The organism is Streptomyces sp. NPDC044719 (assembly GCF_056433405.1).
The window spans coordinates 442,371-465,004 of the sequence record NZ_JBWKHE010000004.1 but is presented as its reverse complement, the minus strand read 5'-3'; the positions used below and the strand labels follow the sequence as shown (position 1 = coordinate 465,004).

Sequence of the window (22,634 nt, the reverse complement as noted above, 5' to 3'; positions counted from 1 at the left end):
TTCAGAAGTGCGGGTTCACGAAGTCGGTGGCGGTGCGGCTCAGCCGGTGGCGGTGCGGCTCATGTCACGAAGAAGATCCCGGCGTCGGTACCGGCCGGGGTGTACTCGGCGAGCCGGGCCCTGAGGCCGTCCTCGCGCTGCGGCCGGTACAGGTCGTGGAAGGCGCCGAGTTCGGCTCCGTCGTCCGCGCCGCGCCGGATCTCCTCCGGGCAGCGGTCCGCCAGCAGCCCGTACCAGGGCGTGCCGTAACGCTGGGAGGCGAAGAGCGGCTTGGTGTCCGCGCAGCGGTGGCGGCGCGGGGTGCGTGAGCCGGAGGGGACGTAGGAGTAGCGCAGACAGCCGATGCCGCGCCGGGCCACGTGGAGCCGGCCCGTGAAGACGCTGTTCTCGGCGATCTTCACCGCGTGCGTGTGGATCTCGCCGATGACGGTGGTGCGGTGCAGGTGCAGCACGGCGTGGGCGTGGCGGCAGTCCGGGGCGGACAGGGCCTCGCGGTCGTCGGCGGTGGCGTCGAGGACGCTGTCCCGGATGTGGATGTCGAGGGGGTCCTCGCCCACCTCGTCGCCGATGACCTCGATGGTGCCGAGGATGCTGTGCTCGATCTGGAGGCAGGCGGTGGTGCGGTCCAGGACGATGCTCGGCTCCTCGGGCGAGTGCGGATCGCACTCGGGCTCCAGGGACCAACCGGGCACCAGCGTGCTGTGCCGTACGACGACGGCGCCCATCGCTCCGGTCACGTTGATGCCGCGTCCGGCGACCAGCAGTCCGTCGAGGACGACACGGGGCCGCTCGTGCGGGGCGCAGTCCTCGGACACCGCGCGGATGTTGAGCGCGTCGGGGCGGTTGCTGTACCAGTCGAGCAGCCGGATCACGGGGCGCGTGCCCTCCGCCGCCCGCAGTTCGAGCCGGTCGCCGGGGTCGAGGTCGAAGTCCAGCTGCTCCTGGTAGGCGCCGCTGTGCGTGATCTCGATGATGCCGTCGGGCCCGGTGCGGCCTGCCCGGCGGTCGTGCTGCCAGGCCCGGTAGGCGTCCATGATCTGCCGGTAGGGCTGTCCGGGCCCGACCCGGTAGAACTCGGCCTCGGGACGCGGCTCACGGTCGCGCTCGTACTCGCCGCCGCCCATGTCGGCCCCGAACGCGTAGTGGTGATCCACCCACACGCCCTGCCGGGGCGCGGACCGCGCCCCGAAGGCGATCCGGCCCAGCTCGGGATCCACGGCGACCTGTCCGCGCTTGGGACGGTAGCGCCAATCCGACAGGTCCGCGACCACGATGTCCGAGGGCGGAACCGGGTTGTCCTCGCCGTCACGCCGGATGACGAAGCTCTTGCCGGGGCCGTAGTAGTCGAGCAGCCGGTCGTGCAGGAGACGGCGCGTGATGAACGCCGGCACGTTGTCGACGGTGGCGATGTGCGTCGGCGAGGGCTCCGGGAACGGCTTGGTGGCCAGCGGGGTGTCGTTGCCGAGGATCGAGAAGGTGTAGAGGTTGCGGGCCCGGTCGATGCAGTAGGCCGGGGTCCGGGTCAGCGCGTACGCCTTCAGCCGCCACACGAACAGGGCGACGCCGGCCGGAGTCCAGCCGCCCTGCCGGTGCCGTGACTCGGCGCGGCGGACATCGGCGGTACGGGCGCTGTTCGCGAAGGGGCCGCCGCCGAGGGCGAGTTCGGCGCCGTCGCGCAGGTCGGTCAGCCGGCCGCGCTCGCCCCGGTGGGTGCCGGTGCCGTACAGCTTCACCGGCTGGGTGTGGGCCACCTGCCGGGACAGTTCGACGGCGCGCGCCGGCCAGGCCGCCACCTGTTCGGACAGCTCCTCCAGCAGGTGCAGGGTGCCCTTGCGGCGGCGGCTCGCGACCGTGGCGGCCACGTCCCGGCGCGGGGCGACGGCCTCGGCGAGGGCGGCCCGGCCACCGTCGTGCAGGCCGGTGGTGAGGACGCGTTCGTAGCCGGGCAGGGTGCGGTAGCCGACCAGGTCGCCGAGGTACGGCAGCACCCAGGGGGCCGCCGTCTCCACGAACAGGTCCTCGTAGCCCTGCTGGACGCCGTCGCGGACACGGTCGACCTGCTCGGCGATCACGGCGAGCAGCGCGCGCAGCGGCTCGCCCTCCTCGGCGTCGCGCAGCCGGTGCCAGCGGGGCAGCAAATCGGCGAGCCCGTCCGGCTCCCGAGGCACCACCGGGGGCGGAGTCTCCAACTGGGGATCCGGGGACATCACTTGACCTCCGTCAGAATCAGGGTGTCCGCGGCCCGGGGCGACAGCAGCGCGAGCTGGGCCGGGCGGATGCCGCGGAAGACGTACACCGACCGGCCCTCGGGCAGCCGCCGGGTGTCGGTGATGTCGGGGTTGAGGCGCAGCAGTTCGGCGAGCGGGACGCCGTACTTCGCGCAGATCTCCGACAGCGTCTCGCCGTTCCCGGCGCGGACCGTGTGGATCTTCTCGTCGTACGTCGCCGGGTGCGCCGGGACGGATGCCCGCGGTGGGCCGGGCCGGGTGAGCAGCTCGGTGAGCTCCTCCGGGGTCGCGGAGGCGGGCACGCCGGTGAAGACGTCGACGTCCACGTAGTCGACGCCCGGCACGGTGTGAGCGGTGGCCAGGACCTCGGAGAGACGGGCGGGCCGGCCGAGCTCCCGGCCCTCGAAGCCGAGCCGGTTCAGCAGGGCCTGCCGCAGACGCGGCTCGACGTTGTGCCAGGCGTGGTCGGGGGCCACCTTCACCTGGGCGGCGATCAGCAGCAGGACCAGTTCCCGGCCGTCGACGCGGACCGGGAGGTTGGGGTCGCCGTACTCGGTGAGGGCACCCCGCAGGGCGCGCAGGGTGTCCGAGTCGGGGGCGATCGGCACGTCGTCCGTGCCCGCCACCGTCACGTGCAGCACGCGCCGCCGCCCGTCGAAGAGTTCGCGTGCCGAGGCCCGGCCGATGCCGGCGCGGGAGCGGGCGAAGTCCTCGTAGTCGGACTCGGACACCAGCCGGTCCAGCGCCGAGACGGCCAGCGGGACCGTACGCCGCGTCAGGCCGGGGCCGTCGGCGTCGGCGCCACCGGTGGCCGGACGCGGGTTGGTGACCGCGGTGACGCCCAGCGGCCGGGTGAGGGGCTGGGTGACGCGGTCAGCGGGCACGTTGGCTGCCCTGCCGGTGCCGAAGCGGTAGCGGGCGCGGACGTTCTCGTGGCCGGAGGGCAGCCGGGCGCCGTGCACACCGTCGCCGAAGGTCACGGTCGTCCGGCCGTCGGCCGTGGCACCGCTGATGTAGACCCGCTCGGTCGGGCCGCGCCCGGCGAGGCTGTCGACCTCGTGCCACAGCACGCCGTCGACACGGATCTCCAGTACGGGGGTGGCGCCGAGGGGGTTGTCGTCGGCGAGCCAGGTCAGCGGGGACTGCCAGAGCGCGAAGGTCTGGTTGACGCGGTCCGAGTCGCCGCTGCCGATGGCCTCCTCGCGGCTCTCGCCGTGGGTGGCCTCGACGACGTTGCCGAGGATGCGGACCGTCTCGCGGCGGTAGCGGTGGGCGAGGTCCGCGGTGAGGGTGAGCCGGGTGTGCACGTGGTCGCCGGGGAGGCGGGAGTCGACCGCCGGGTCGGCCGCCGCGACCGTGACCATCTCGGTGGCCTTGACGCCGGCCGTGCCCGGGATGTCGCTGCGTTCGCCCGCCACCATGAGCGTGCGGCCGGGCCGCAGCCCCTCGTACAGCTCGGCGAGTTCGATCTCGTTGCCGTGCACGTCCTCGCCGAGGGGCTCGTCGGCGAGACGCAGGGGTTCCCCGGCCGCGTGCACGGTGGTGTCGCGGATGTGCGACAGCAGGACGTCGAACTCGTCCAGCCAGGGGGCGGCGAGGGTGAGTTCGGTGCCGCGTCCGGTGATGCCGTAGTTGGTGTACGCGGCCGTACGCGCGGCCACCACCTGGGTGGTGACGAACGCCAGCTTCGGATCGCCGGGCACACCGCCCTCGGCTCCCTTGGCGGGCCGCTGGATCGCCACCCAGCTGCCGACGGTGATGGCCTCGTGCACGGTGTCCAGCTGGAGCGTGCGGCGGTTGACGGGCTCCGGCTTGCTGGCGATGACGACCTCGACGCCCGGCTCGGCGCTGCCCACCGTGTACTTGAGGCTGATCTCGTGGTCGCCGTGCGTGAACTGCTCACCGGCGCCCGGCCGCAGGGCGATCTGCTGGGAGGTGCCGTTGTGGACGCCGACGTGGACCAGGCCCTCGTCGTCGGGCCGGGACACGAACAGGGTGCGCTCGGGCAGGGCGGACAGGAAGCGGGCCGTGACGCCCGGCTCCTGGGAGTCCGCGGGGCGCCGGTTGAGCCAGCTCAGGTCGCGGTCCTGGCCGGAGCGCACGGACAGTTCGACCTGGCCGGGGCCGAGCGCGAAGGTGACGGGCTGGGCGACGGGCAGGTTCTCCGCGCGCTGGTCGGAGCTGCTGCCCTCGACGTACTGGAACTCGGCCCGCACCGGGGTCTTGCCCGTCGTGTCGAAGACGACCCGCATGGTCGCCAGCACCGCCCCGGTCAGCGGCCAGTCGGCGGTACGGATGACCCGGCCCCGATCGTCCTGGACCGGCTTCAGCGGGGCCGTGGCGCCGAAGGGGGCCGCGGTGACGCGCAGGGCGAGCAGCTCGCGCAGCAGCTGCGGGGTACCGGGGGCGGCGGCCGTGCGCCAGGCCGGATAGAGACTGCCGAGGCCGGGGTTGAGGGCGGAGAGGAGTCGTGCGGTGTCGGTGCCGGGGAGCTGCCGCCGGGGGGTACCAGGGGGGTTGGGGGCCGTGGCACGGAGGGCGGGGAGTACAGCGCCCAGGGCTTTCAGAGCGGCGTTGGAGTCGCCCCTCAGGGGCGCGGGCTGTGTCGATATGCGGCTCCGCCGCGTGGGCGCGACCAGCCCCGACGGCGCAGCAGACGGCCGCGCACCCACCACCACACCCTCCTCATCCGTATCCGTCTGCGCAGGCGCCAACTCCAGAGCCCGCTCGGCAAGTTCGGCCAGCACCGCTTCCAACTGCTCGAACCACGCCGCCACCCCCTCATACGGAGCAGCCAGCACCTGCGCCTCACCGAGCCGGGCAAGAGGCTCGGAAAGCCGGGCCGCGAGCCGCTCGGGCGTCTTGATCTCCTCCAGGTCGTCACGGAGCGGCTCGAGAACCTGATCCTCGAAGTCCTCGATCAGCCGGCTGACCGGCCGCGGGTTGGGAACCTCCGGCGTCGGCGGCTCCTCCCCCGGCTCACCGGGCTGCACGGGCAGCGCGATCCAGCGCCGCACCTCGTCGAGGAGTTCCTTCAGCGTCGCCGGCGCCGACTTCGGCAGCGAGATCGCCGTGATCTCGTCGTCCCGGTCGACCCGCGTCTTCGCCACCGGCAGCAGCTTGCGCGCACCACCCGCGCCCTCCCCGAAGACGAACAGCAACTGGTCGCCGGTCTGGAGCGAGAGCCCCGTGCCCTCGACGAAGAGTTCGGAGCGCTTGTCGAGGTCCTGCGGGGTGAGCAGCGAGGGACGGCGGCGGCGGACCTTCAGCTCGTTGAAGTCCCAGCGGGCCGTCAGGTCCCGGGCGGTCTCGAACGTCAGCGACGCCTCGTCGGCGTTCGCGGGGACGCTGTGGCTGCGCGCGCCTCGCGGGATCAGCACGTTCTGCGCCTCGGCGCGCGGGTCGCGTTCGAGGGTGTATGCCAGGTGCGTGGCGGCGGCGACACCGGGACGCGGCCGGTGCCCGACGAGCCGGCCGAGCAGCACCAGGGAGCGGTGCTCGTCGGCGGTGCGGAGATAGGCCTCGTCGGCGATCCGCTCGGAGTGGAAGGTGAGCAGGTCGCCGAGGACGGCCGTGGCGTCGAGCAGGCCGATCGCCGGGTCGTCCGGGGTGCGGACGGTGAGGCGGTTCAGCGCCGGGTAGGCGGGCGAGGCGAGCCGGTCGAGCAGGGCGGCCAGGAACGAGCCGTACTCGCCGACGCGGTAGTCGAGCGCGGTGCGGCCGGGCGGGTTGTGCGGCGGCTTCGGCGCGAGGCGCTCGTCGTGGCCGCCGCGGCAGGCGCCGCCGCAGCCGCAGTCGTCGGTCGCGGGGACCGGGTACGGGTCCGTCATCGGGCACCTCCCAGGGATATCGCCAGCAGGCCGTTCTCCGGCCGGTCCGGGTCGTTGTCGCACGTGGCGATCTCCAGCGGGCCGAGCCGCAGCACGCCGTCCTCCCTCTCTCCTCGGTCCTGTTCGGACAGCCGGCGCAGCCGGGTGACCTCGACGCTCTCCACCCCGGGCACGGCCGCGGCGACGGCGACCAGTCGGCTGAGCCGGACCGGTTCGCCGAAGGTGAGCGCGTCGGGGTGGAAGAAGCCGAGCCGTCCGCCGGGCAGCCGTCCGCTGCCGAGCACGCGGTACAGCTCGGCCAGGATCTGCCCGTGCTGGTGCCCCGGCTCGGCGCAGACGTTCAGCGCGATGTCGAGCGGCACCAGGCGGGCGGGCCCCACGACGAGGTCGTGGCCGATGCGCCGGTACGTCTCCAGGGCCTGGGCGACCGAGTCGAGCAGGTCCCGCGACGGGGTGCCGGTGCCGTACGCGTCGATCGCGATGTGTGCTTCCTGGACGCTGCCGGTCCAGCGGATCTCGGCCGCCGCCCGCTGCACGCCCGGCAGGGCACCGGCAAGGGCGGCGTAGTCGTCGGCGGTGACCGCGCGCAGCCGGGTGCGGCGCAGGTCGAGCGGGGCGAGCTGGCGTACCTGCTCGACGGGTTCGGGCTGGATGCCGCCGGTGGCGGGCAGCGGATTGCGCACGACGGCGGCCGGGACGTCGCAGTCGCCCTGCACGACCAGGTGGTTGATGGCCTCGGCGCCGACGTTGCCCGCGGTGCCGCCGCCGAGCCGGTAGCGCAGCTCCAGGCGGGAGCCGGGCCTGGGCCTCGCGCCGTGCCGGCCGTCCCCGAAGCGCAGGGCGAGGCGCCCGTCGTCCTCCAGTTCGCCGACGAAGTGCCGCTCGCGGGGACCGCTGTCGAGCAGGTCGCGGCGCGGCACCCAGGTCTGCTCCCCGTCGTGCGGACGTACGGCGGGCAGCGCCCGGCGCGGGTCCTGGGTGAGGGCGGCGGTCGCCGAGCCGCGCAGCACCGTCTCCTCGGGGTGGAGTCCGGCCGCGTAGGCCGGGCCCCAGGCGTGGGCGATCTCCCAGGCGATGTGCCCGTCGAGGACGGTTCCCGCCCGGGCCCGGGCGGCGAGGACCTCGACGCGGCGCAGCTTGGAGTCGAGCAACTGGTCGCTACGGTAGAGCAGTTCGCGCAGGGCGCGGACCGGGTGGCGGTGCAGTTCGAACCGCTCCAGCACGTTCAGGCCGTAGATCACGGCGAGTTCGGCGATCTCCTCCCGGCCGAGCCCGTCCCGGTCGCGGGCGCTGCGCCACAGTTCGACGAGGCGCTGCCGGACCCGGCCCGGGATGGCCGCGATCCGCTCGGCCTGCCCGGCGGCGACGGTGCCGGGGTCGGGGAAGGGCACCGCCTGGGTGACGGGCGTCCGGCCGAGGACCGGGCGGAAGCGGGGCGCGATGCCCGGGTAGACGGACTGGGCGAGCAGGGTGCGCAGGGCGGTGGCCTGGGCGTACGCGGTGCCGGGGACGACCTGTTCGTGCCGCTGCCCGGCGCTTTCCAGGCCGAGTCCGGCGCGGTTGGTCGCGGCCTCCCCTACGACACCGAAGAGTTCGCGGACGTCGCTCGGTACGAGGGCCCGGCCCGACTCGGTCCGGGCCGTCAGGGCGTTGATCAGCCGTGCGGGGGCGTTGCCCTCGTCGGTGTCGTGGCAGCCGAAGACGGGAGGGTCGCAGGGGGCGGTCACGGCGGGCACGGGCGGCACGGTGACCGTCTCGGGCAGGCCGGTGAGCGTCCGTCCGTGGTCGGCGAGGACGACGTTGCCGCGGGCGAGGGTGACGTCGTCGACGGGCAGGCAGTCGCGTCCGCCGCGGGTGGTGAGGCAGAGCGGGAAGCGCAGCGCGTCCTCGGCGGCCCAGGTGATCTCCAGGACCGGCTGGTCCTCGATCCGGTCGAGGCCGGGTGTGACGGAGGTGATCCGGACGGCCTGGCGGTGGGCGGGGTCGGCGTCGCCCGGCGTGCCGGTGCGCGGGCCCTTCACCTCCTCCAGGACGAGCACGTCGCCCGGCCTGAGGGCCAGCCGGCGCGAGCGGCAGGTCTCCGGGTCCACCCAGGCGTCGCGCAGGGTGGCGGCGGTGGCGCCCCGCGGCAGGGTGCACACCTCGCCGCCCCAGGTCCACAGCCGGATGGCGTTGTGCGCGACCCGCAGCTCCAGCGGGTCGGTGGCGACGACCGGTTCGAAGACCTCCACCGAGCCGCGCTCGTCGAGGTCCCCGAGGTCGGCCTCGTCGATCACGGTGCCCGGCTCGGGGCGGTCGTGCGGGTCGAGACTGCGCACGTCGACGGAGGCGAAGCGGAACGTGCCCGGGGCGAGCGTCCGGTCCTGCGCGGTCCGGACGGTGACGTAGGCGCGGGCGTTGCAGCCGTCGTGCATCGCGTAGTCGATGAGCTTGACGTGACGGCGTATGGAGACCCGGCGGCGGGCGGTGTCGAGGTAGGCCTCGGTGGCGACCGCGTCCTGCTGGTAGCTGATCTGGTCGCCGGTGTGGGCGAGGAGTTCGACGAGCGTCATGCCCAGGTCGGCGGGGTTGCGCTCGACCCAGTCGGGGGTGGTGAGCGCGAGCCGGTCCAGGAGCAGCTTGCGGATGGTGTCGTAGTCGCGGGCCGTGTAGTCGATGACGGGCGCGGCGGGGAAGTCCGTCTCCGGCCGGTGCTCGTCCTTGCAGTCGAAGGGGGTGGGGCAGTCGGGGCGGAAGGAGAACGTGGCGCTGTGGTAGCGCTGGTCGAAGCCGCGGTACGGCTCGGTGCCGGGGCGGCCGTACGGGTCGGTCTCGACGAGGGAGAGCCGGTAGCGGGAGGTGTCTCCGGCCCGGTCGAGGGTGACGTAGAGCCGGTCGTCGAGCTCCGGGTCCTCCTCGCGTTCGACGCTGACGTCGACGGCGGTGATGCCGGTGACGCGGCGGCCGCCGTCGACGCGGATGTTCTCGGGGCCGAGGCCGTGCGGGGCCTTGCCGAGGAAGGTGACGGTGAGCAGCAGACCGTCGTCGCCGGTCTCGACGGTGTCGACGCCATTGAGCTGGGCGGCCCTCACCTTGGCGCGGCGGGACGCTGTGGTGCCGGTCGTCATGCGGCGGCCCTCCCTTCGAAGACGTCGTCGCGCCGGGTGCCGGTGGCCCGGACGGCGTACGACAGATACACGCGGACGGAGTGGTCCTCGCTGACGATGTCGAGGGCTGTGACCTCGATGAGGTCGCCGAGCCAGCGCTGCAGCGCGGCCTGCACGGAGAGTTCGAGCGTGCTGATCAGCTCGGGGCTGTTCGGCGCGAACACGAGGTCGAGAAGTCCGCAGCCGAAGTCGGGGCGCATCACGCGCTCGCCGGGGCTGGTGAACAGCAGCTGCTCGATCAGGTCGTGGACGTGCTCGCCGTGGCCGGCGTGCGCGGTGCGGCCGCGGCGGTCGGCGCGGAAGGGGAACGCGACATCGCCGCGCGGGCCCCTGGCACCCATGGGAGCGGTGACGTTGCCGGGATTCATCGGGCTCGTCGGACTCATCGGACGGTGACCTTTCGCTGCGCGGCCTGGACGACGGGCGGCCCCTGCGGGACGAAGGCCGCGCTGAAGCACTGGGCCGCGGAGGTGTCGAGCAGCACGGGCGCGCCGTCGACCGTGATGCCGGTGGTGTCGGCGGTCCAGCGGACCGTGACGCACGGCGAGGGCACCCGGTCGACGGTGTGCGGGCAGCCGGTGACCACGTAGGGGTGCGCGGCCGTGGCGACGGCGGCACCCGCGACGCGGACGCCGCCGGAGGGCGGGGTGGCCGCGGTGACGCGCCCGCCGTGCGGGCAGCCGAGCACGGTGCCGGCGTCGAGAAGTCTTCTGGTCGTACCTGTCACTTGCTGGATCCCCCGTCGTCTATCGCTTCGAGAGCACGGTCAACTGGCCCTCGTTGATCGTCACTTCACGTCCGCGCAGCACGACCTCGGCACCGGCGCCGGTCGCGATGACCACGGCTTCCTTGGTGATGCGGATGTAGGCGCCGCCCTGGGCCTGCAGGAGGATCCCCTGTTCGGCGCCGGGCGTGTCGTTCATGACGAGCTTGTGCGCCTGGGGTGTCTGCACGACGACCGGCTTGCTCGGCGAGTTCGCTTGGAGCTCGCGGCGCGCGTCGGGCGGCAGTTCCTCGGCGGCGCCGTACCAGCACCCCGTCCACACCGGGAAGCTGGGGTCCCCCTGCTCGAACTCCACCCACACGCCCGCGCCGGGCGGCGGCACCACGAACTGCCCGGACTCCGGCCCGGTGAACGGCAGGCAGGGCAGCGCCCAGGTCGACGGCTCGTCGCCGAGCACGTCGGGGACCTCGACGGTGACGCGGCCGATGCGCAGCGGGTCGTTGTTGTCGACGACCCGGCCGCGGAATTTGCCGAGGTAGCGATTGCTGGGTGCCGCCATGGTGGAGGTGCTCCTGGTTGATGGTCTCGGGGGGGGTGGGTTACGGCCGGACGTAGTCGCTGCGGGCTTCGAGCCCTTCCCTGGAGAGGGTGAAGTTCTGCTGGTACGAGCCCGGCCGCAGGTTGTGCGTGACGGACTTGACGTAGTAGTCGCCGTCGTAGGCGCGTCCGGCGCCCCGTACGCCGACGAGCTGGCGCGGCTGGAGGATGTAGCCGTGCCGGTTGACGTCGAGGGAGCCGGAGCCGGAGACGACGTCGGCGGAGACGGCCGCGCGGGCGAGCAGTTCGGCCTCGGCCTGCTCGCGCTGCTGCTTGGCGGTGCCGGACAGCGTCTTGCGCTTCAGGGCCGGGGTGGGGCGCCTGCCCAGGGGCGGGCGCAGCGGGCTGATCGGCGGCTGTGGCAGCAGGGTGGACTGCCGGGTGCCGGGGTCCTGCCAGCGTGCCTGCGGCTCTTCCCGGGCCGTCCCGTCGTAGGCGAACGTCAGCTGGTCGACGGTGGACTGGGCGTCCATGTTGACGTTGAGGGCGTGCTGGCGGATGCCGAGCCGGACTTCTGGGCCCCAACGGGCGGACGACTGCCCCGGGTTGGGTCCGGGTTCCAGGTAGAAGGTGTAGCCGTTGGCGCGGGCGAGCTCGGTGACGTACTGGAGGTCGGTGCCGGTCTGGTAGTGCACACGCAGGTCCTGGTGCGGGGGCTGGGCGACCTTCTCGGTGTAGACGTCGGGCCGTATGCCGTAGTCGGAGTAGCGGCGCAGGATGGCGAGGGCCCGCTCGGAGGGCGGCAGGTTGGGGTAGCGGGCGGTGCGCTCCTCCAGGTCCATCAGCAGGGTGAGGTCCTCGCCCGTGACGGTGAGGGTGGAGTGGCCGGGCCGGTTGCTGGCACCGACCTCCTGCCGTACGACGAGCCCGTCGAACAGCACGGCGGCGGTACCCCGCACGTTGACGGTGACGATGAGCCGGGTCTTCGGATCGAAGTACCCCTCGGGCAGCAGCCGGCGGCTGATGATGCCGTTCTTGGTGAGGTCGAAGGCGAGCTGGAAGCCGCTGCGCTCGCCCGCGGTGGCGGTGATCTGCGCGGACAGCAGGGCCTCGGTGACCTCCGCGGGCACGGGGCGGGCGAGCTTGGGCCCCATGAGGAGGGTGATGTGCACGGGGCCCTGCCCCACGGGCAGGTCAAACACGCCGGTCCCCCTGCGGGAAGCCGCCGGCGACCGGAATGCCGATGATCCGCCCGGCCTCCTCGGTCAACTCGCGTGGATCGAGTACGGGGTTGGCGTCGGCGATCTGCCACCACTGCCCGGGGTCGCCGAAGTACCGCTGGGCGAGCAGGTCGGGCCGCTCCCCGGCGCCGACGACGTGGGGCTGGGTCTCCTGGTCGCCGCCGTCGTCGAGGGGCGGCAGCAGCCGGCGCTTGGTGTACCTGACCTCGCTTCCGTCGGGTCGGCGGTGCACCCCGATCTCGGCGTCGTGGTACCGGCTGGTGCGTGGATACGGATGGGCCCCGGGTATGGCGTCCAGGGCGCTCTCGTACGGTTCGATGTCGGCCATGGTGTGGCTCAGCCCCTCCTGATCGATGCGCTCGCCGCGGCTCCGAGGCCGCCGCCCAGCCCCAGCGCGCCGAGGCTGCCGCCCCGTGCCGCCGCGGCCAGCCGCTCCTTCTGCGCGAGGTGTGCCATGTACAGATCGGCGCCGCGGTGCCCGGCGGGCAGATCGCTGACGGTGAGGATCTTCATGCCGATACTGAGGGAGGCGCGGATGGGGTTGAGGTTCACGTCGAAGGCGGACTCGTTCACGGACAACTCCGTCAACCGCACGGGCATGACCCGCTTGCTCCCCCATGTGAACAGCGTCAGCGGCATCTCGATCGGGCTGATCTCGATGGCGCCCTTCTGCGACAGCTTGCTCGCGGCGCGCAGTTGCGCGGTGGTCGGCTGTACGAGCATCTCCAGCGTGGCGAGCTGAGGGTGGATCCCGTCGGGCGCGGCGACCTCGAACTGATCCGTCGCGTCGATCTCGGCGGTGAACTTCCAGGTCTCCTGCGCGGGCCCCTTGAGCCGCAGCGCCTCGTTCCGGTCACCGCTACCGGTCCCGCCGCCTCCGGCGTCACCGCTGTCACCGGCCGACTGCGGGGTCACGCTGCGTTCGAGGGTGTCCGGGTTGAACTGGAGCACGATGATGCGTTGCGGGGTGCCGGTGTCGGGGTTGACGACGACGATGCCGGAGCGGATGGGTTTGGGGATGTCGGCGTAGCGGGTCACGTGCGCTCCCGGAGGCGGGCCTGCAGGTCCGTGTAGTCGTGGTCGGGGAAGAGGCGGGGGAAAACGTCGAGCATTTCTCCCAGCTCGTCCCCCAGACCCACGAAGTCGTCGTCCGCGAAGGAGACATCGCAGAACAGGAACTGCCAGCCGAACGTCCCCTTGGTGAGCGTGAGGGCGTCGAGATAGCGGCAGTGGTCGAGGGCCATCCGGAAGCCGCCCAGGTTGTAGTGGAAGTCGTGGTACCAGATCTCCGGGTTGGGGGTTTCCGGATTCAGGCGCAGCGCCGTGAAGGCGCCCGTCCCGCTCACCGGGTGATCGTCCAGCACCCTGAACTCCGCGTACCGCTGCCGTTCGTCCTGGGTCATCAGCTCCGTCGCCGTGGGCGGCGCCTCGGTGGCGACCACGGCGGGCAGGTGCGAAATGCTGAACTCTCCCGAGAGGCCGTTCTCAGAGGCTTCGATGCTCCAGCTGGCCGAGCACCGGTCGAAACGAACGAAACAGTCCTTGAGCGCGCCGTCCAGGGAGACGCCCGTGGACGCCGTGATGTCGGCGAATGCCGCGTCGATGTCCTCGCACACGGGGTCGACGGCACCGGGCAGGGCGTCGTACACCTCGAATTCGGATGCCTCTCGCAGTTCGCTCATCATCAGCCGGAGTCGTCGTTCGGCGGGGTTCAGGTCGGTCATGGGTAGCTCCGTTCGTCAGGCGTGGGGCGGTGCCGTGGTCAGTAGGAGATCAGTCCTTCTATGTGCCGTGCGCGGATCTCCGCCTTGACCGTGCTGAACTCGCCCTGCAACGGGCTGCTGGTCGCCTTGAGGTGTTTCTCCAGCCGCGAGGTGAGATCGCCGACGTTCCGGAACCGCCGCTGGCGGGACAGCTTCCTGATCTCCGCGGCCATCTTGGTGGATGCCTTGAAGTACTTCGAGAACATGCGGTCCTCTTCGCTCTGCCGGTTCACTTCGATGAACTTCGGCAACGGAATGTCCTCGGTGTAGTGGCGCTTCGACGCCGTGGTCGGCGGCCTTTCCTTCCACGTGTTCCCGGACTTGTAGTGGTAGTTCCACCTGGTCATGACGTTCTCCGGGAAGAACTCGTGCGGATTGCTCCGGAACTTGACCCGGACGGTGTACCAGATCGCCTTCCCCGCCGCCGACCTCGCCGTGTTCGCTTCGTCTTCGACGCCGTAGTGGAATCGCGTATTGATATCACCCGGCGCCGGTACGAGGTTCGAGCCGGATGCCAGGCCGCCCAGCTTGAAGGGCAGAAGGTGCATCTTGACGAAATGGTTCGGGGCCTGGGAAAGGGCTTGGCTCCACCCCACGGGGTTGGGTGGTTTCTTGTTGTGCAAGCCTGCCGGTTGCCCCTTCGGAATGCCCTGTTGCAGGTAGTATGCCTTGAAGTTCCGTGCCCGCACGTTGTCCACGAACGGCGGGAACACCGCGGGGGGGATGTCGTTGTTGTTGTTCGTGTCGCGTTCTTCGAGGAGGCGGGCGAGTTTGACCATCGCCGTCTGGAGTCGCCTGTACTGCCAGGACCGGATGTTCGTGGGGATCGGACGGCTGCCGTAGTTCGCGGTCGTGTGCCTGGGCGACATGCGGTTCTGCATTCCGTCGATGCTCTGGGACAGCGCGTCCGCCTTGCTGAGGGCGGTCGTCTGGGCGTTCCTCTCGGTACCGGCGGGCATCGTCGCGATGTCCGACTGCCAGTCGGCGAAGAACGCGCTCATCGCCTGCTGCACACTGCGCACCACGAGGTCGGCGCTCTGCGTGCGGCCGTTGAACAGCAGGGTGTGCAGCTCACCGTCGGCCATCCGGAACCGCACCTTCGGCAGCGGAGGCGCCTCCTGCTGCCTGTCCTCCTCACGCCGCCTGTCGTTGTCGCGGCGCCTGTCGCGGTCCCTGTCACGCGTGCGATCCCGGTCGTGCCGGCGTCGCCACTGGTCCCGCAGACGACGCAGCCGGTCGTTCAGACGGCTGCCGAGCCGGCGGCGGGCCTTCCCGTAGAGCTTGCGCGCCGCCCGGCGGGCGCGGTTGACGGCCGCCTTGACCGTCTGGCGGGCACGCCGCAGCGGGCTGCGGCGAGGCCGGTCACCGGGCCGGCGGCCCCCGTCCGGGGAGCGGCGGTCGGGGGTGCTGCCGGTGTCCCGGCGGCGCTCGTCGGGGCGCCGCCTGTCATCGGTGCGGGGCTCGTCGGCGCGCCGCCTGCCGTCCGCACGGCGGTCATCGGGGCGTGTGTCGCGGGCGTCGCGGTCACGGCCGTCCCTCCGGTCGGCGCCGGGGCGGCGCCGGTCGCGGAGCGTGTCCCGGGCCGGGCCGCGGCGGTCGGCCCCGCGGCCGTGCTCGTCCCTGTCGTCGTCGCGCAGCCTGCGCTCGGCGTCCCGTGCCCGGCGCCGGGCCGCGTTCACCTCGCGGCCCTCCTCACGGCGTTCGTCGTCGTCGCGGCGCTTCTTCGGGCGGGTGGAGTGCGAGGGGCGCGGCTTCTTCTCCGGGGAGGAGCGCTTGCCCGGGCGGGGCTTGGACGAGGGCCGGGAGGCCTTGTCCGGCGAGGGCTTGCGCGGGGCGGGGCGGTCGGCCGGCTTGTCCGTGTCCCTGGTGCCGTCGTCCTCGCGCCTGTCGTCCCTCGGCTTGTCATCGTCAGGCTTGCCCGGTGCCTCCGGCCGGTCCGGGCCGGGCTTGTCCTTCTTCGTACGGATCTTCTTCAGCATGTCGCCGAGCCGGTCGGCGACCTTGCCCATGAACCGGCCGACCCCCTCGACCAGGAACGTGTAGACCAACTCGAGCAGGGCCACGACACCGGCCGCGACCGCCTTGGCGAACGGCAGCGCGCCGTTGCCGCTCTTGACCGACTTCAGGAAGTCCATGAACAGGCCGAACGCGGCCAGGATCTCGCTGAGGGCGCCCCACGCCGTCTGGAGGGCGTCGATGATCGCCATGACCCAGCCGGCGCCGGGGATGAGCTTGGCGACGACCTTCTCGACGACCATCACGCCGATGATGACGGGGAGTTGGGGCAGCGCCTCGTCCCAGGCCATCTGCGCCATCTGCTCCACGGTGACGCCGCCGGAGATCAGCTCCTGGAAGTCCTCCATCGGGATGCCGATGATCTCCTGGACCTTCTGGTTGAACCAGGCCCGGACGGCGGTCTTGATCTCCTCGAAGAGGTGTTCCTTGGCGCCCGTCTCCGCGGCGGCACCGGCCTTGCTGATCCAGTCGCCCGGGTCGGAGACGATGTCGTTGAAGATGGCCGCCCACTCACCGAGCGCGGCGACCGCTGCGGCACCGAACTCCAGCGCGCCGACGGTGACCGTCTCGGCGATGTCGACCGCGGCCAGCAGGCCGCCTTCCAGCGCGTCGAGGCCGGCCAGGAGTGCGCCGCACAGGCCGTCGAGGAGCTTCCCGGCGACCTCCTTCAGCGCGTCGGCCGCCTCGTTGACCTTCTGCACGGCCCAGTCGCGCGCCCCGTCGATGGTGTTGCGCCACTTGTCGCGCATCGCCGGGTAGTCGGCGAGGAGCTCGTCACCGAGGGCGATCAGCGCGTCGGCGAAGGTGTTGATCTGGTCGATGACCCAGTTGCGGGCGTCGTCGATGAGCTTGAAGACCTGCTGCTTGAACTTGTCGATGAGGTCGGTGACGACCTGACGGGCCTTCTCGAAGACGCTCTTGATGGCGTTCTTGAGCTTCTCGAAGAACTCCTTGAGCTTCTCGATGGCCTCTTCGAGCCAGTTGTCGGCGTCGTCCTTGCCGTCCTCCTGCTTCTTCTCCGCCTCCTTCTCGGCGTTCGTCTGCTCGTCGTCGATCTTCTTGTTGTCGTCCTCGGTCCGCTTGTCGACGTCCTTGTCGGTGTCCTCCTCCTTCTTCTTGATGTCGTCGCGGACCTTGTCGTACTTCTTGCCCTTCTTGCCGTCGATCTCCGCGACCTTGGCGTCCTGCTCCCCGCGCCACCGCTCCCGTGAGTCGGCGATGTCGGACCGGCCCTTGTCGCGGGCGTCGGACTGCTTCTCGCCGCTGGCCGTGACCTCCTTCTGGAGGTCCTGGTCGTGCTGCTTGCGGTCGTCCGCCGCCTTCTTGTCCTTGGCCCGGCGCTCCTGCCCCATCTTGTCCCGGCCCTGGGAGAAGCCGGCCTGGATCTGCGGGCCCCGGTCGTGCTCGGCGACCGCGGAGGCGGACTCGATCGGCACACCGCCGCCGGACACCGACCGCGCGCCGCCGCCCTTCGCCGTCTTCTTCCCGCCGGCCACCTTGCCGGTCAGGGTCTCCTTGGGCACGTCGGGATAGATCTGGTCCTCGCCCATCGGGCGGGCCGCGTCGTCACGTCCCGACCGGTGCAGCTCGTTCTTCCGCTCGTCGAGCTTGCGGCCCTGCTCGTCGGTACGCTGCGGATCCGAGTCGTTCTCCAGCGGAAGCCTCGGGGCGTCGCCGACGCGGGCGTTCTTCAGCCCCTCGTCCTTGGTCGGCAGTCCCAGGATGGAGTCGATCAGGTCGTCGAGCGGGAGGATCTCCTTCAGCAGCTTGCCGAACAGCTGGGCGCCGATGGTGACGGCGATGTCCCACCAGCTCGGCTCCGGCACGTTCGCGCCCGGGACGTCACCTTCCGGCTTCTGCTCGCCCTTGATCTCGGGCGTCTTGCCCTGAGCGGCGTCGGTACGGGCGACCTTGGCGTTCGTGTACGTGCCCGGGGCCGCCGCCCGCGGGCCGCCGGGGACGGTGCGCGGGGAGCCGGAGGGCCGCTGCATCTTCGGCGGCGCCTTGCGCAGGCTGGTGCGTTCCTTGTCGACCGAGCGGCCGACCGCGCCGCTGACGCCCTTGAGTGTTTCCAGGGCCTGGTGCGGCTTGAGCCCCGCGGCCGTCGACAGACCGGACTCGGGGGTGGCGTTGGAGACGTCCGGGGGCGGGGTTGCCTTCTTGGCCTTGGGGTTCGCCTTTGATCCGCCGGCCTTGGAAGGGCGGCCACCGGATCGGACGGCCGCCGGGGCTGCGGTCCTACGGCCGCCGCCCGCACCTCCGCCGCGGCGCGACGCGGTCTTCGCCGCCTTTCGCGCCGCCTGGCGCTTGCTGCCCGCCGGGCGGGAGCGCGAGCCCGTGGAGCCGCCGGACGATCCGGCGGGGGCCGCGGAATCGGCGGCCTTGGGGGTGTTGGTCTTGGGTTGCGGTCCCGCGGCCATGGGCGATGGGCCGTTGCCCGGTGCCAGTTTCGGCGCGCTCGAGGGACCCGGGGTGGAGACCTTGTCCGGGCCGCTCTCCGGGCCGGGAGTGGTGGCCGGGCCCTTGCCTTCGGAAGTCTCCTGGCCACCGGGGGACGTGTCGGGTGCCGGAGCCGTGGTCCCCTGGTCCCCGGCGGTGTCGCGTGAGCCGCTCGTCCCGCCCGCCTCGCGGCCGCCTTCGGACTTGTCGGCCTGCTTGTCCTTGCCCTTGTCCGCCGCGGAGCCCTTGTCCGCTTTGGAGTCCGCCTCCTTCCCGCCACTGCGGTCGGGGGCCCCGGCTTCGGGTTTCCGGGCGCTCTGCGCGGCCTCGCTCGCGCCGTCCTTCCCCACCCCGGTGCTCGACGGTGCACCGGCACCCTGCGTACGGGCGTCCTCGCCCGACTTGGCCAACTGGTCCGGCGCGGCGGTCTCACCGGGCGCGGCCGCACCGGTCGACGCCACGTCCGAGGTCCGGGCCTCCTCATCGCGCCGTGCGGCCTCTCCGTCCTCCTTGCGTTCGTCCGACTGCTTCCGGTACCGGTCGCCGTCGGCAGCGGCACGGGCTGCCCCGGTGTCCGCACCCGCCGCTTCGGGGGCGCCGTCGGCCCCGGGCTGCTGCCCGGAGTCCGGCCCGAAGGTGACGGCGTCCGGGACCTCGTCACCCACCATCGTCTCCTCGGCGGACGACGGGGTGTCCTGAGCGGTCCCAGGCCGCTCGTCCTGCTGCGCCCCGTCCGATACCGAGGCGACGTCCGTGGACGGAAGCGGGGGCCGTGGGGCCGTGCCCTTCTGCCGTTCCTCGACGAGGCTCGCGTTCTTCGCCGCGTCGGTGTGCCCGAGGAGATCGGCCTCCGAAGGGGGTGCCGCCTCGCCGCCCGGCGCCTCGTCCGCCCGGACGTCTTCGTCTCTCTCGCCGCGCTCTGACTCCGGTTCGAGTCCCAACGGCTCGTCGTCCGTGTCCTGTTCGTTCTCCGGGTCGCCCGGGGTTCGGGACGTCCGGGCCTCGCGGCCGGTCCGGGACTTCTCCCCGGGCTCGGCACCGCTGCGGTCGACGGTGCCCGGGGCAGGGGCCTGGCGGCGGGTCGCCTCCGACGCCCCCTCGTCCTCGCGCCGCTCCTGCTCGCCGGCCTGCTTCTCGGGCTCCTGGGCGGCCTCGTCCTCGGGGCCGCCCCGGTCCTCCTCGGCGTCGCGCTCGTCCTGCTTGTCCTGGTCCTGCTGGTCGCGTTCGGTGTCCGAGGCGTCCTTGCGTTCGTCGGCGGCGTCCTGCTCGGCGTCCCGGCCGGAGGCTTCCTTGTCCTCCTGCCGGTCCTGCGAACGCTCCTGCTCGTCCTGGGCCCCCTCCTGCTGCCGCCCGGCCGAGCCGGCGCCGCCCTGGGCGGGCTCCTGGGCGTTCTCCTGGTCGGCGTCGCCGGAGGCGGATCCTTCGTCCTGGTTCCCGGCGTCCTCTTCCCGGTCGCCACCGGGCGCGGTCCGGCCATCCTGCGCTTCCCCGCCGGGCTTGCCGGGCTCGTTCGGCCGTACGTCCTGGCCCGGAGCGGGATCGGCCTTTGAGTCCTCGCGAGCGCGCTCCTCCTCGATCTCCTCCGCCGCACCGGGTACGGCCAGCGGAGCCGCGGCGGCCTCCAACGGCAGCGGGCCCGACCGCTCCGTCTCCTCCACGCCCTCCAGCAGCCGGTCGACGACGGGCACGGGCAGCCGCAGTTCCAGCCTGTCCAGGACGCTGTCCTGCACCTCGGGCGCCATGCGGGCCAGCTGGATCCGGACGCGACCCGACCGGTCCTCCGGGTCGCCGCGCAGGGAACGCAGAAGGCCGTTGGCGAGGCGGTCGACGAGGGTCGCGGGGTCCAGTTGCTCCGTGCGGCGGCGGTCGGCGTCGACGGTCGCGTAGCGGAGCCAGCCGGGGGTGGCCTGTGCCTGGTCGAGCTCCGCCGCCGCGTCCGGCCCGGGTTCCGTGTCCCGTACCAGCTCCTGCGCGGCCGACTCGGCCTCCCGTTCGATGGCCTGCTGCGGCAGGCTCACCGCCCCCAGGTCGCGGCCTGCGCGCAGGGTGCCGAGGCCGTGCGGGTTCTGGACGGTGTGCAGGAGCTCGTGCGCGAGCAGCCGGCGGCCTTCGTCCGTGCCCGGCCGGTACGCCCCCTCGCCGAAGAAGATGTCCTGGCCGACGGCGACCGCGTCCGCGCCGAGCAGGTCCGCCAGGTGACCGGCGTCCCTGCCGGTGTGCAGGCGTACGCGGCTCAGGTCGTGCCCGAGGCGCTCCTCCAGCTCCCGTCGTACGCCCGGGTCGAGCGGCTGACCCGCGCCGCTGACGATGTTCTTCGGCTCCGGGGCGCGGGACGTGGCCGCACGCTCCTTGCGCTTGCGGCGGCGCTGCTCGGCGGACTGCTCGGAGCGGCTGTCCTGGGTCGGTGAGTTGCTCATGACGTCACCTCCCCGCGGCCGCACAGGCCTTCGTGCACCGCGCGGGCCAGTTCCTGCCCGAGACGGCGGGCGGACAGGCCTGCGGGCAGCGGGGGCAGGCCGGAGAGGACATCAGCCGTCCAGGGACCGTCGGCGGGCACGCCGCGCTCGCGGACCAGCCGGGTCAGCTCGTCCTCGAAGGCGGCCGAGACCCGGTCGGGGTCCGCGCGGAAGCCGTCGAGGACCAGCTCGCCTATCTCCACACGGATCTCGCGCGGCGCCGGGGCCGACGCACCCACCCGCGTCCCACCCGGCTGCGTCCCACCGTTCTGCGTCACACCCATCCGCGGACCTCCGTCGGCGTCAAGGAGCGTTCCAGCTTGAGGTATTCGGTACGGGCTCCCGCGAGCATGTGCCGCATCTGGAGCGCCTCGCCCTCCTCGGCGGCGAGGAACGCGCCGGACAGGGCGATGTTGCGGATCGAGCCGCCCGCCACGGTCAGCTGCGCGAGCAACCGCGGGTCGATGTCCTTCACCGGGGCCTGCGGCGGCAGCACGCGGCGCCAGATCTCGGCGCGTTCGTGCTCGGCCGGGAAGGGGAAGTCGACGACGAAGCGGATGCGCCGCAGGAAGGCGTTGTCCAGGGCCTTCTTCATGTTGGTGGTGAGGATGGCGAGGCCGCGGTATGCCTCCATCCGCATCAGCAGGTAGCTGACCTCGAGGTTGGCGTACCGGTCGTGGCTGTCCTTGACCTCACTGCGCTTGCCGAACAGGGCGTCGGCCTCGTCGAAGAGGAGGAGCGCGCCGCCGCGTTCGGCGGCGTCGAAGACACGGCGGAGGTTCTTCTCGGTCTCGCCGATGTACTTGCTGACGACCTGCGAGAGGTCGACGACGAACAGGTCGAGGCCGAGTTCCTTGGCCATCACCTCGGCGGCCAGGGTCTTCCCGGTGCCGGATCCGCCGGCGAAGAGCGCGGTGACGCCCAGGCCCCGGCGCAGGGTGGCGGCGAAGCCCCACTCCTGGTGGACCATGGCGCGCTGACGCACATGCGCGACGATCTCGCGCAGCACGCCGGTCTGCCGCTCGTGCAGCACGAGGTCGCTCCAGCCGGCCTGCGGTTCGATACGGCGGCCGAGTTCGTCCATGCCGACCCGGGCCTCGTCCATACCGGCCCGCCAGGCCAGGCCGGCGGCGTCGAGCTCGTCCTCGTAGGGCAGTTCACGGCGCACGGTGGCGGCGGCGGACCGTACGACGTGTGGCGGCAGCTGGAACTGGGCGATCAGGGACCGCAGCTCGTGCTCCTCCAGGTCCGCCACGCCGTCGAACGCGTCGGTCCACAGGGCCAGTTGCTCTTCGTCGTCCAGGCGCGGCACGCTGACCCGGGTGCCGTGCGGGCGGTCCGTGCGGCGCGGGTCGGCGCTCGACACGACGACCGGTACGGCGGCCCCGGCCAGGAACGCCTCCGTGGCGGCCTGCTGATCCCGGTCCGGCTCGCCGAACTCCAGGAGCAGCGCGGCGGGCAGCAGGATCGCCTCGCGCTGCCACAGCCGGGCGAACCGGTCGCGTTCGGCGGGGTCGAGGGGGATGTCCTCGGCGCTCAGCGCGTACAGCCCGAGCCCGGCGCGCGCGGCGGCCGCGGCGGCGATGTCGGCACGGCTGCGCAGGTCGCCGCCGACCAGTTCGACGAGCAGCGGCGCGTCGGGGCGGGCGCCGTCCGTCCAGCCGGCCGCGACCCGGCTCGCGGCGAGGTCGTACGACGGCGGCAGCCGGTCGGGCACCGTCGTGCGGCGCAGCCGGCCGTGCAGCCGGGCGTCCAGGTAGGGCGAGCCGAGCAGGAAGTGCAGGATGCGTTCGTCGAGCCGGAGCCGGGACGTCGTCAGCCGTGATGTGTCGTCCAGCTCCACGACCCGCCAGCGGCGCAGCGGCGACACGGGCGGCAGCGCGCTCCAGTGCGGTTCGTCCAGGGCGGCCAGGGCGAGCGAGAACGTCGGGTACGCCCGCTCCGGATCACCACTCGCCGCGGCACACCGCGCGCCGGTCGTCGGCTCCAGCTCCTGCGCGGCGGCGAGCAGCACGAGATCACGCTCGAACGCAGTGAGCCCGAGGCAGGCGACCAGGGCGTCGAGAGGGGCGGTGCCGGGACCGTCGGCGGGCTCGGGCAAGGGTGTGTGCTCCTCCCGCCCCTCGGTCGTCCCGTCCGTCCCGCGGAGCGCGTGGGCGTCGACACGGCCCAGGACACGCCGGATCTCCGCGGTGAGCGTCGTGCCGTCGCCCGCCGCGGCAGCGACCGTGGCCGTTCCCCGCGCTCCCATGTC

Annotated in this window: 13 protein-coding genes; all 13 read right to left on the bottom strand. The window is 72.6% G+C overall.

The features are described from left to right. Positions 1-59: 59 nt before the first annotated feature. Genes AC07DF_RS18090 through AC07DF_RS18030 form a run of 13 tightly spaced genes read right to left on the bottom strand, consistent with a single transcriptional unit; the run spans position 60 to position 22,631 of the window. The gene (locus AC07DF_RS18090; protein ID WP_478971771.1) at positions 60-2,207 is read right to left on the bottom strand and encodes a hypothetical protein; all 2,148 of its coding nucleotides are present in this window, start codon (positions 2,205-2,207) and stop codon (positions 60-62) included. Next, positions 2,207-6,058, bottom strand: coding sequence for a putative baseplate assembly protein (locus AC07DF_RS18085; protein ID WP_478971769.1), 3,852 nt, complete (start codon positions 6,056-6,058; stop codon positions 2,207-2,209). Before AC07DF_RS18085 ends, AC07DF_RS18090 begins: the two co-directional genes overlap by 1 nt. Then, positions 6,055-9,165 (bottom strand): putative baseplate assembly protein, encoded by a 3,111-nt coding sequence (locus tag AC07DF_RS18080; protein WP_478971767.1) that lies wholly within the window; start codon positions 9,163-9,165, stop codon positions 6,055-6,057. Before AC07DF_RS18080 ends, AC07DF_RS18085 begins: the two co-directional genes overlap by 4 nt. Further along, complete coding sequence (locus tag AC07DF_RS18075; RefSeq protein WP_478971765.1) at positions 9,162-9,590, bottom strand: GPW/gp25 family protein; 429 nt, start codon at positions 9,588-9,590, stop codon at positions 9,162-9,164. Before AC07DF_RS18075 ends, AC07DF_RS18080 begins: the two co-directional genes overlap by 4 nt. Then, a complete protein-coding gene (locus AC07DF_RS18070) occupies positions 9,587-9,931 on the bottom strand; it encodes a hypothetical protein (RefSeq protein ID WP_329055117.1) in 345 nt (114 codons plus the stop codon). Before AC07DF_RS18070 ends, AC07DF_RS18075 begins: the two co-directional genes overlap by 4 nt. 19 nt (positions 9,932-9,950) lie before the next feature. Next, positions 9,951-10,487, bottom strand: coding sequence for a phage baseplate assembly protein V (locus tag AC07DF_RS18065; RefSeq protein WP_193483451.1), 537 nt, complete (start codon positions 10,485-10,487; stop codon positions 9,951-9,953). A 40-nt stretch (positions 10,488-10,527) separates the two neighbouring features. Then, positions 10,528-11,667 (bottom strand): hypothetical protein, encoded by a 1,140-nt coding sequence (locus AC07DF_RS18060; protein WP_382487755.1) that lies wholly within the window; start codon positions 11,665-11,667, stop codon positions 10,528-10,530. Then, positions 11,660-12,034 carry a LysM peptidoglycan-binding domain-containing protein gene (locus tag AC07DF_RS18055; protein WP_478971762.1) on the bottom strand — a complete coding sequence of 125 codons (375 nt, stop codon included), beginning with the start codon at positions 12,032-12,034 and terminating at the stop codon, positions 11,660-11,662. Before AC07DF_RS18055 ends, AC07DF_RS18060 begins: the two co-directional genes overlap by 8 nt. 8 nt (positions 12,035-12,042) lie before the next feature. Continuing rightward, the gene (locus AC07DF_RS18050; protein ID WP_478971760.1) at positions 12,043-12,744 is read right to left on the bottom strand and encodes a hypothetical protein; all 702 of its coding nucleotides are present in this window, start codon (positions 12,742-12,744) and stop codon (positions 12,043-12,045) included. Further along, positions 12,741-13,430: a hypothetical protein gene (locus AC07DF_RS18045; protein ID WP_478971758.1), complete on the bottom strand. Its 690-nt coding sequence runs from the start codon at positions 13,428-13,430 to the stop codon at positions 12,741-12,743. Before AC07DF_RS18045 ends, AC07DF_RS18050 begins: the two co-directional genes overlap by 4 nt. A gap of 38 nt (positions 13,431-13,468) precedes the next feature. Then, positions 13,469-20,341, bottom strand: a complete 6,873-nt coding sequence (locus tag AC07DF_RS18040) for an eCIS core domain-containing protein (protein WP_478971756.1) — start codon at positions 20,339-20,341, stop codon at positions 13,469-13,471. After that, complete coding sequence (locus AC07DF_RS18035) at positions 20,338-20,664, bottom strand: hypothetical protein (protein ID WP_478971754.1); 327 nt, start codon at positions 20,662-20,664, stop codon at positions 20,338-20,340. Before AC07DF_RS18035 ends, AC07DF_RS18040 begins: the two co-directional genes overlap by 4 nt. Then, the gene (locus tag AC07DF_RS18030) at positions 20,655-22,631 is read right to left on the bottom strand and encodes an ATP-binding protein (protein ID WP_478971752.1); all 1,977 of its coding nucleotides are present in this window, start codon (positions 22,629-22,631) and stop codon (positions 20,655-20,657) included. The genes AC07DF_RS18035 and AC07DF_RS18030 overlap by 10 nt, the downstream gene beginning before the upstream one ends. Positions 22,632-22,634: the final 3 nt, after the last annotated feature.

Excerpts from the sequence above, each read along its gene's own strand:
- AC07DF_RS18090 (WP_478971771.1), bottom strand. The coding sequence starts at position 2,207 with ATGTCCCCGGATCCCCAGTTGGAGACTCCGCCCCCGGTGGTGCCTCGG.
- AC07DF_RS18085 (WP_478971769.1), bottom strand. The coding sequence starts at position 6,058 with ATGACGGACCCGTACCCGGTCCCCGCGACCGACGACTGCGGCTGCGGC.
- AC07DF_RS18080 (WP_478971767.1), bottom strand. The coding sequence starts at position 9,165 with ATGACGACCGGCACCACAGCGTCCCGCCGCGCCAAGGTGAGGGCCGCC.
- AC07DF_RS18075 (WP_478971765.1), bottom strand. The coding sequence starts at position 9,590 with ATGAGTCCGACGAGCCCGATGAATCCCGGCAACGTCACCGCTCCCATG.
- AC07DF_RS18065 (WP_193483451.1), bottom strand. The coding sequence starts at position 10,487 with ATGGCGGCACCCAGCAATCGCTACCTCGGCAAATTCCGCGGCCGGGTC.
- AC07DF_RS18055 (WP_478971762.1), bottom strand. The coding sequence starts at position 12,034 with ATGGCCGACATCGAACCGTACGAGAGCGCCCTGGACGCCATACCCGGG.
- AC07DF_RS18045 (WP_478971758.1), bottom strand. The coding sequence starts at position 13,430 with ATGACCGACCTGAACCCCGCCGAACGACGACTCCGGCTGATGATGAGC.
- AC07DF_RS18040 (WP_478971756.1), bottom strand. The coding sequence starts at position 20,341 with ATGAGCAACTCACCGACCCAGGACAGCCGCTCCGAGCAGTCCGCCGAG.
- AC07DF_RS18035 (WP_478971754.1), bottom strand. The coding sequence starts at position 20,664 with ATGGGTGTGACGCAGAACGGTGGGACGCAGCCGGGTGGGACGCGGGTG.
- AC07DF_RS18030 (WP_478971752.1), bottom strand. The coding sequence starts at position 22,631 with ATGGGAGCGCGGGGAACGGCCACGGTCGCTGCCGCGGCGGGCGACGGC.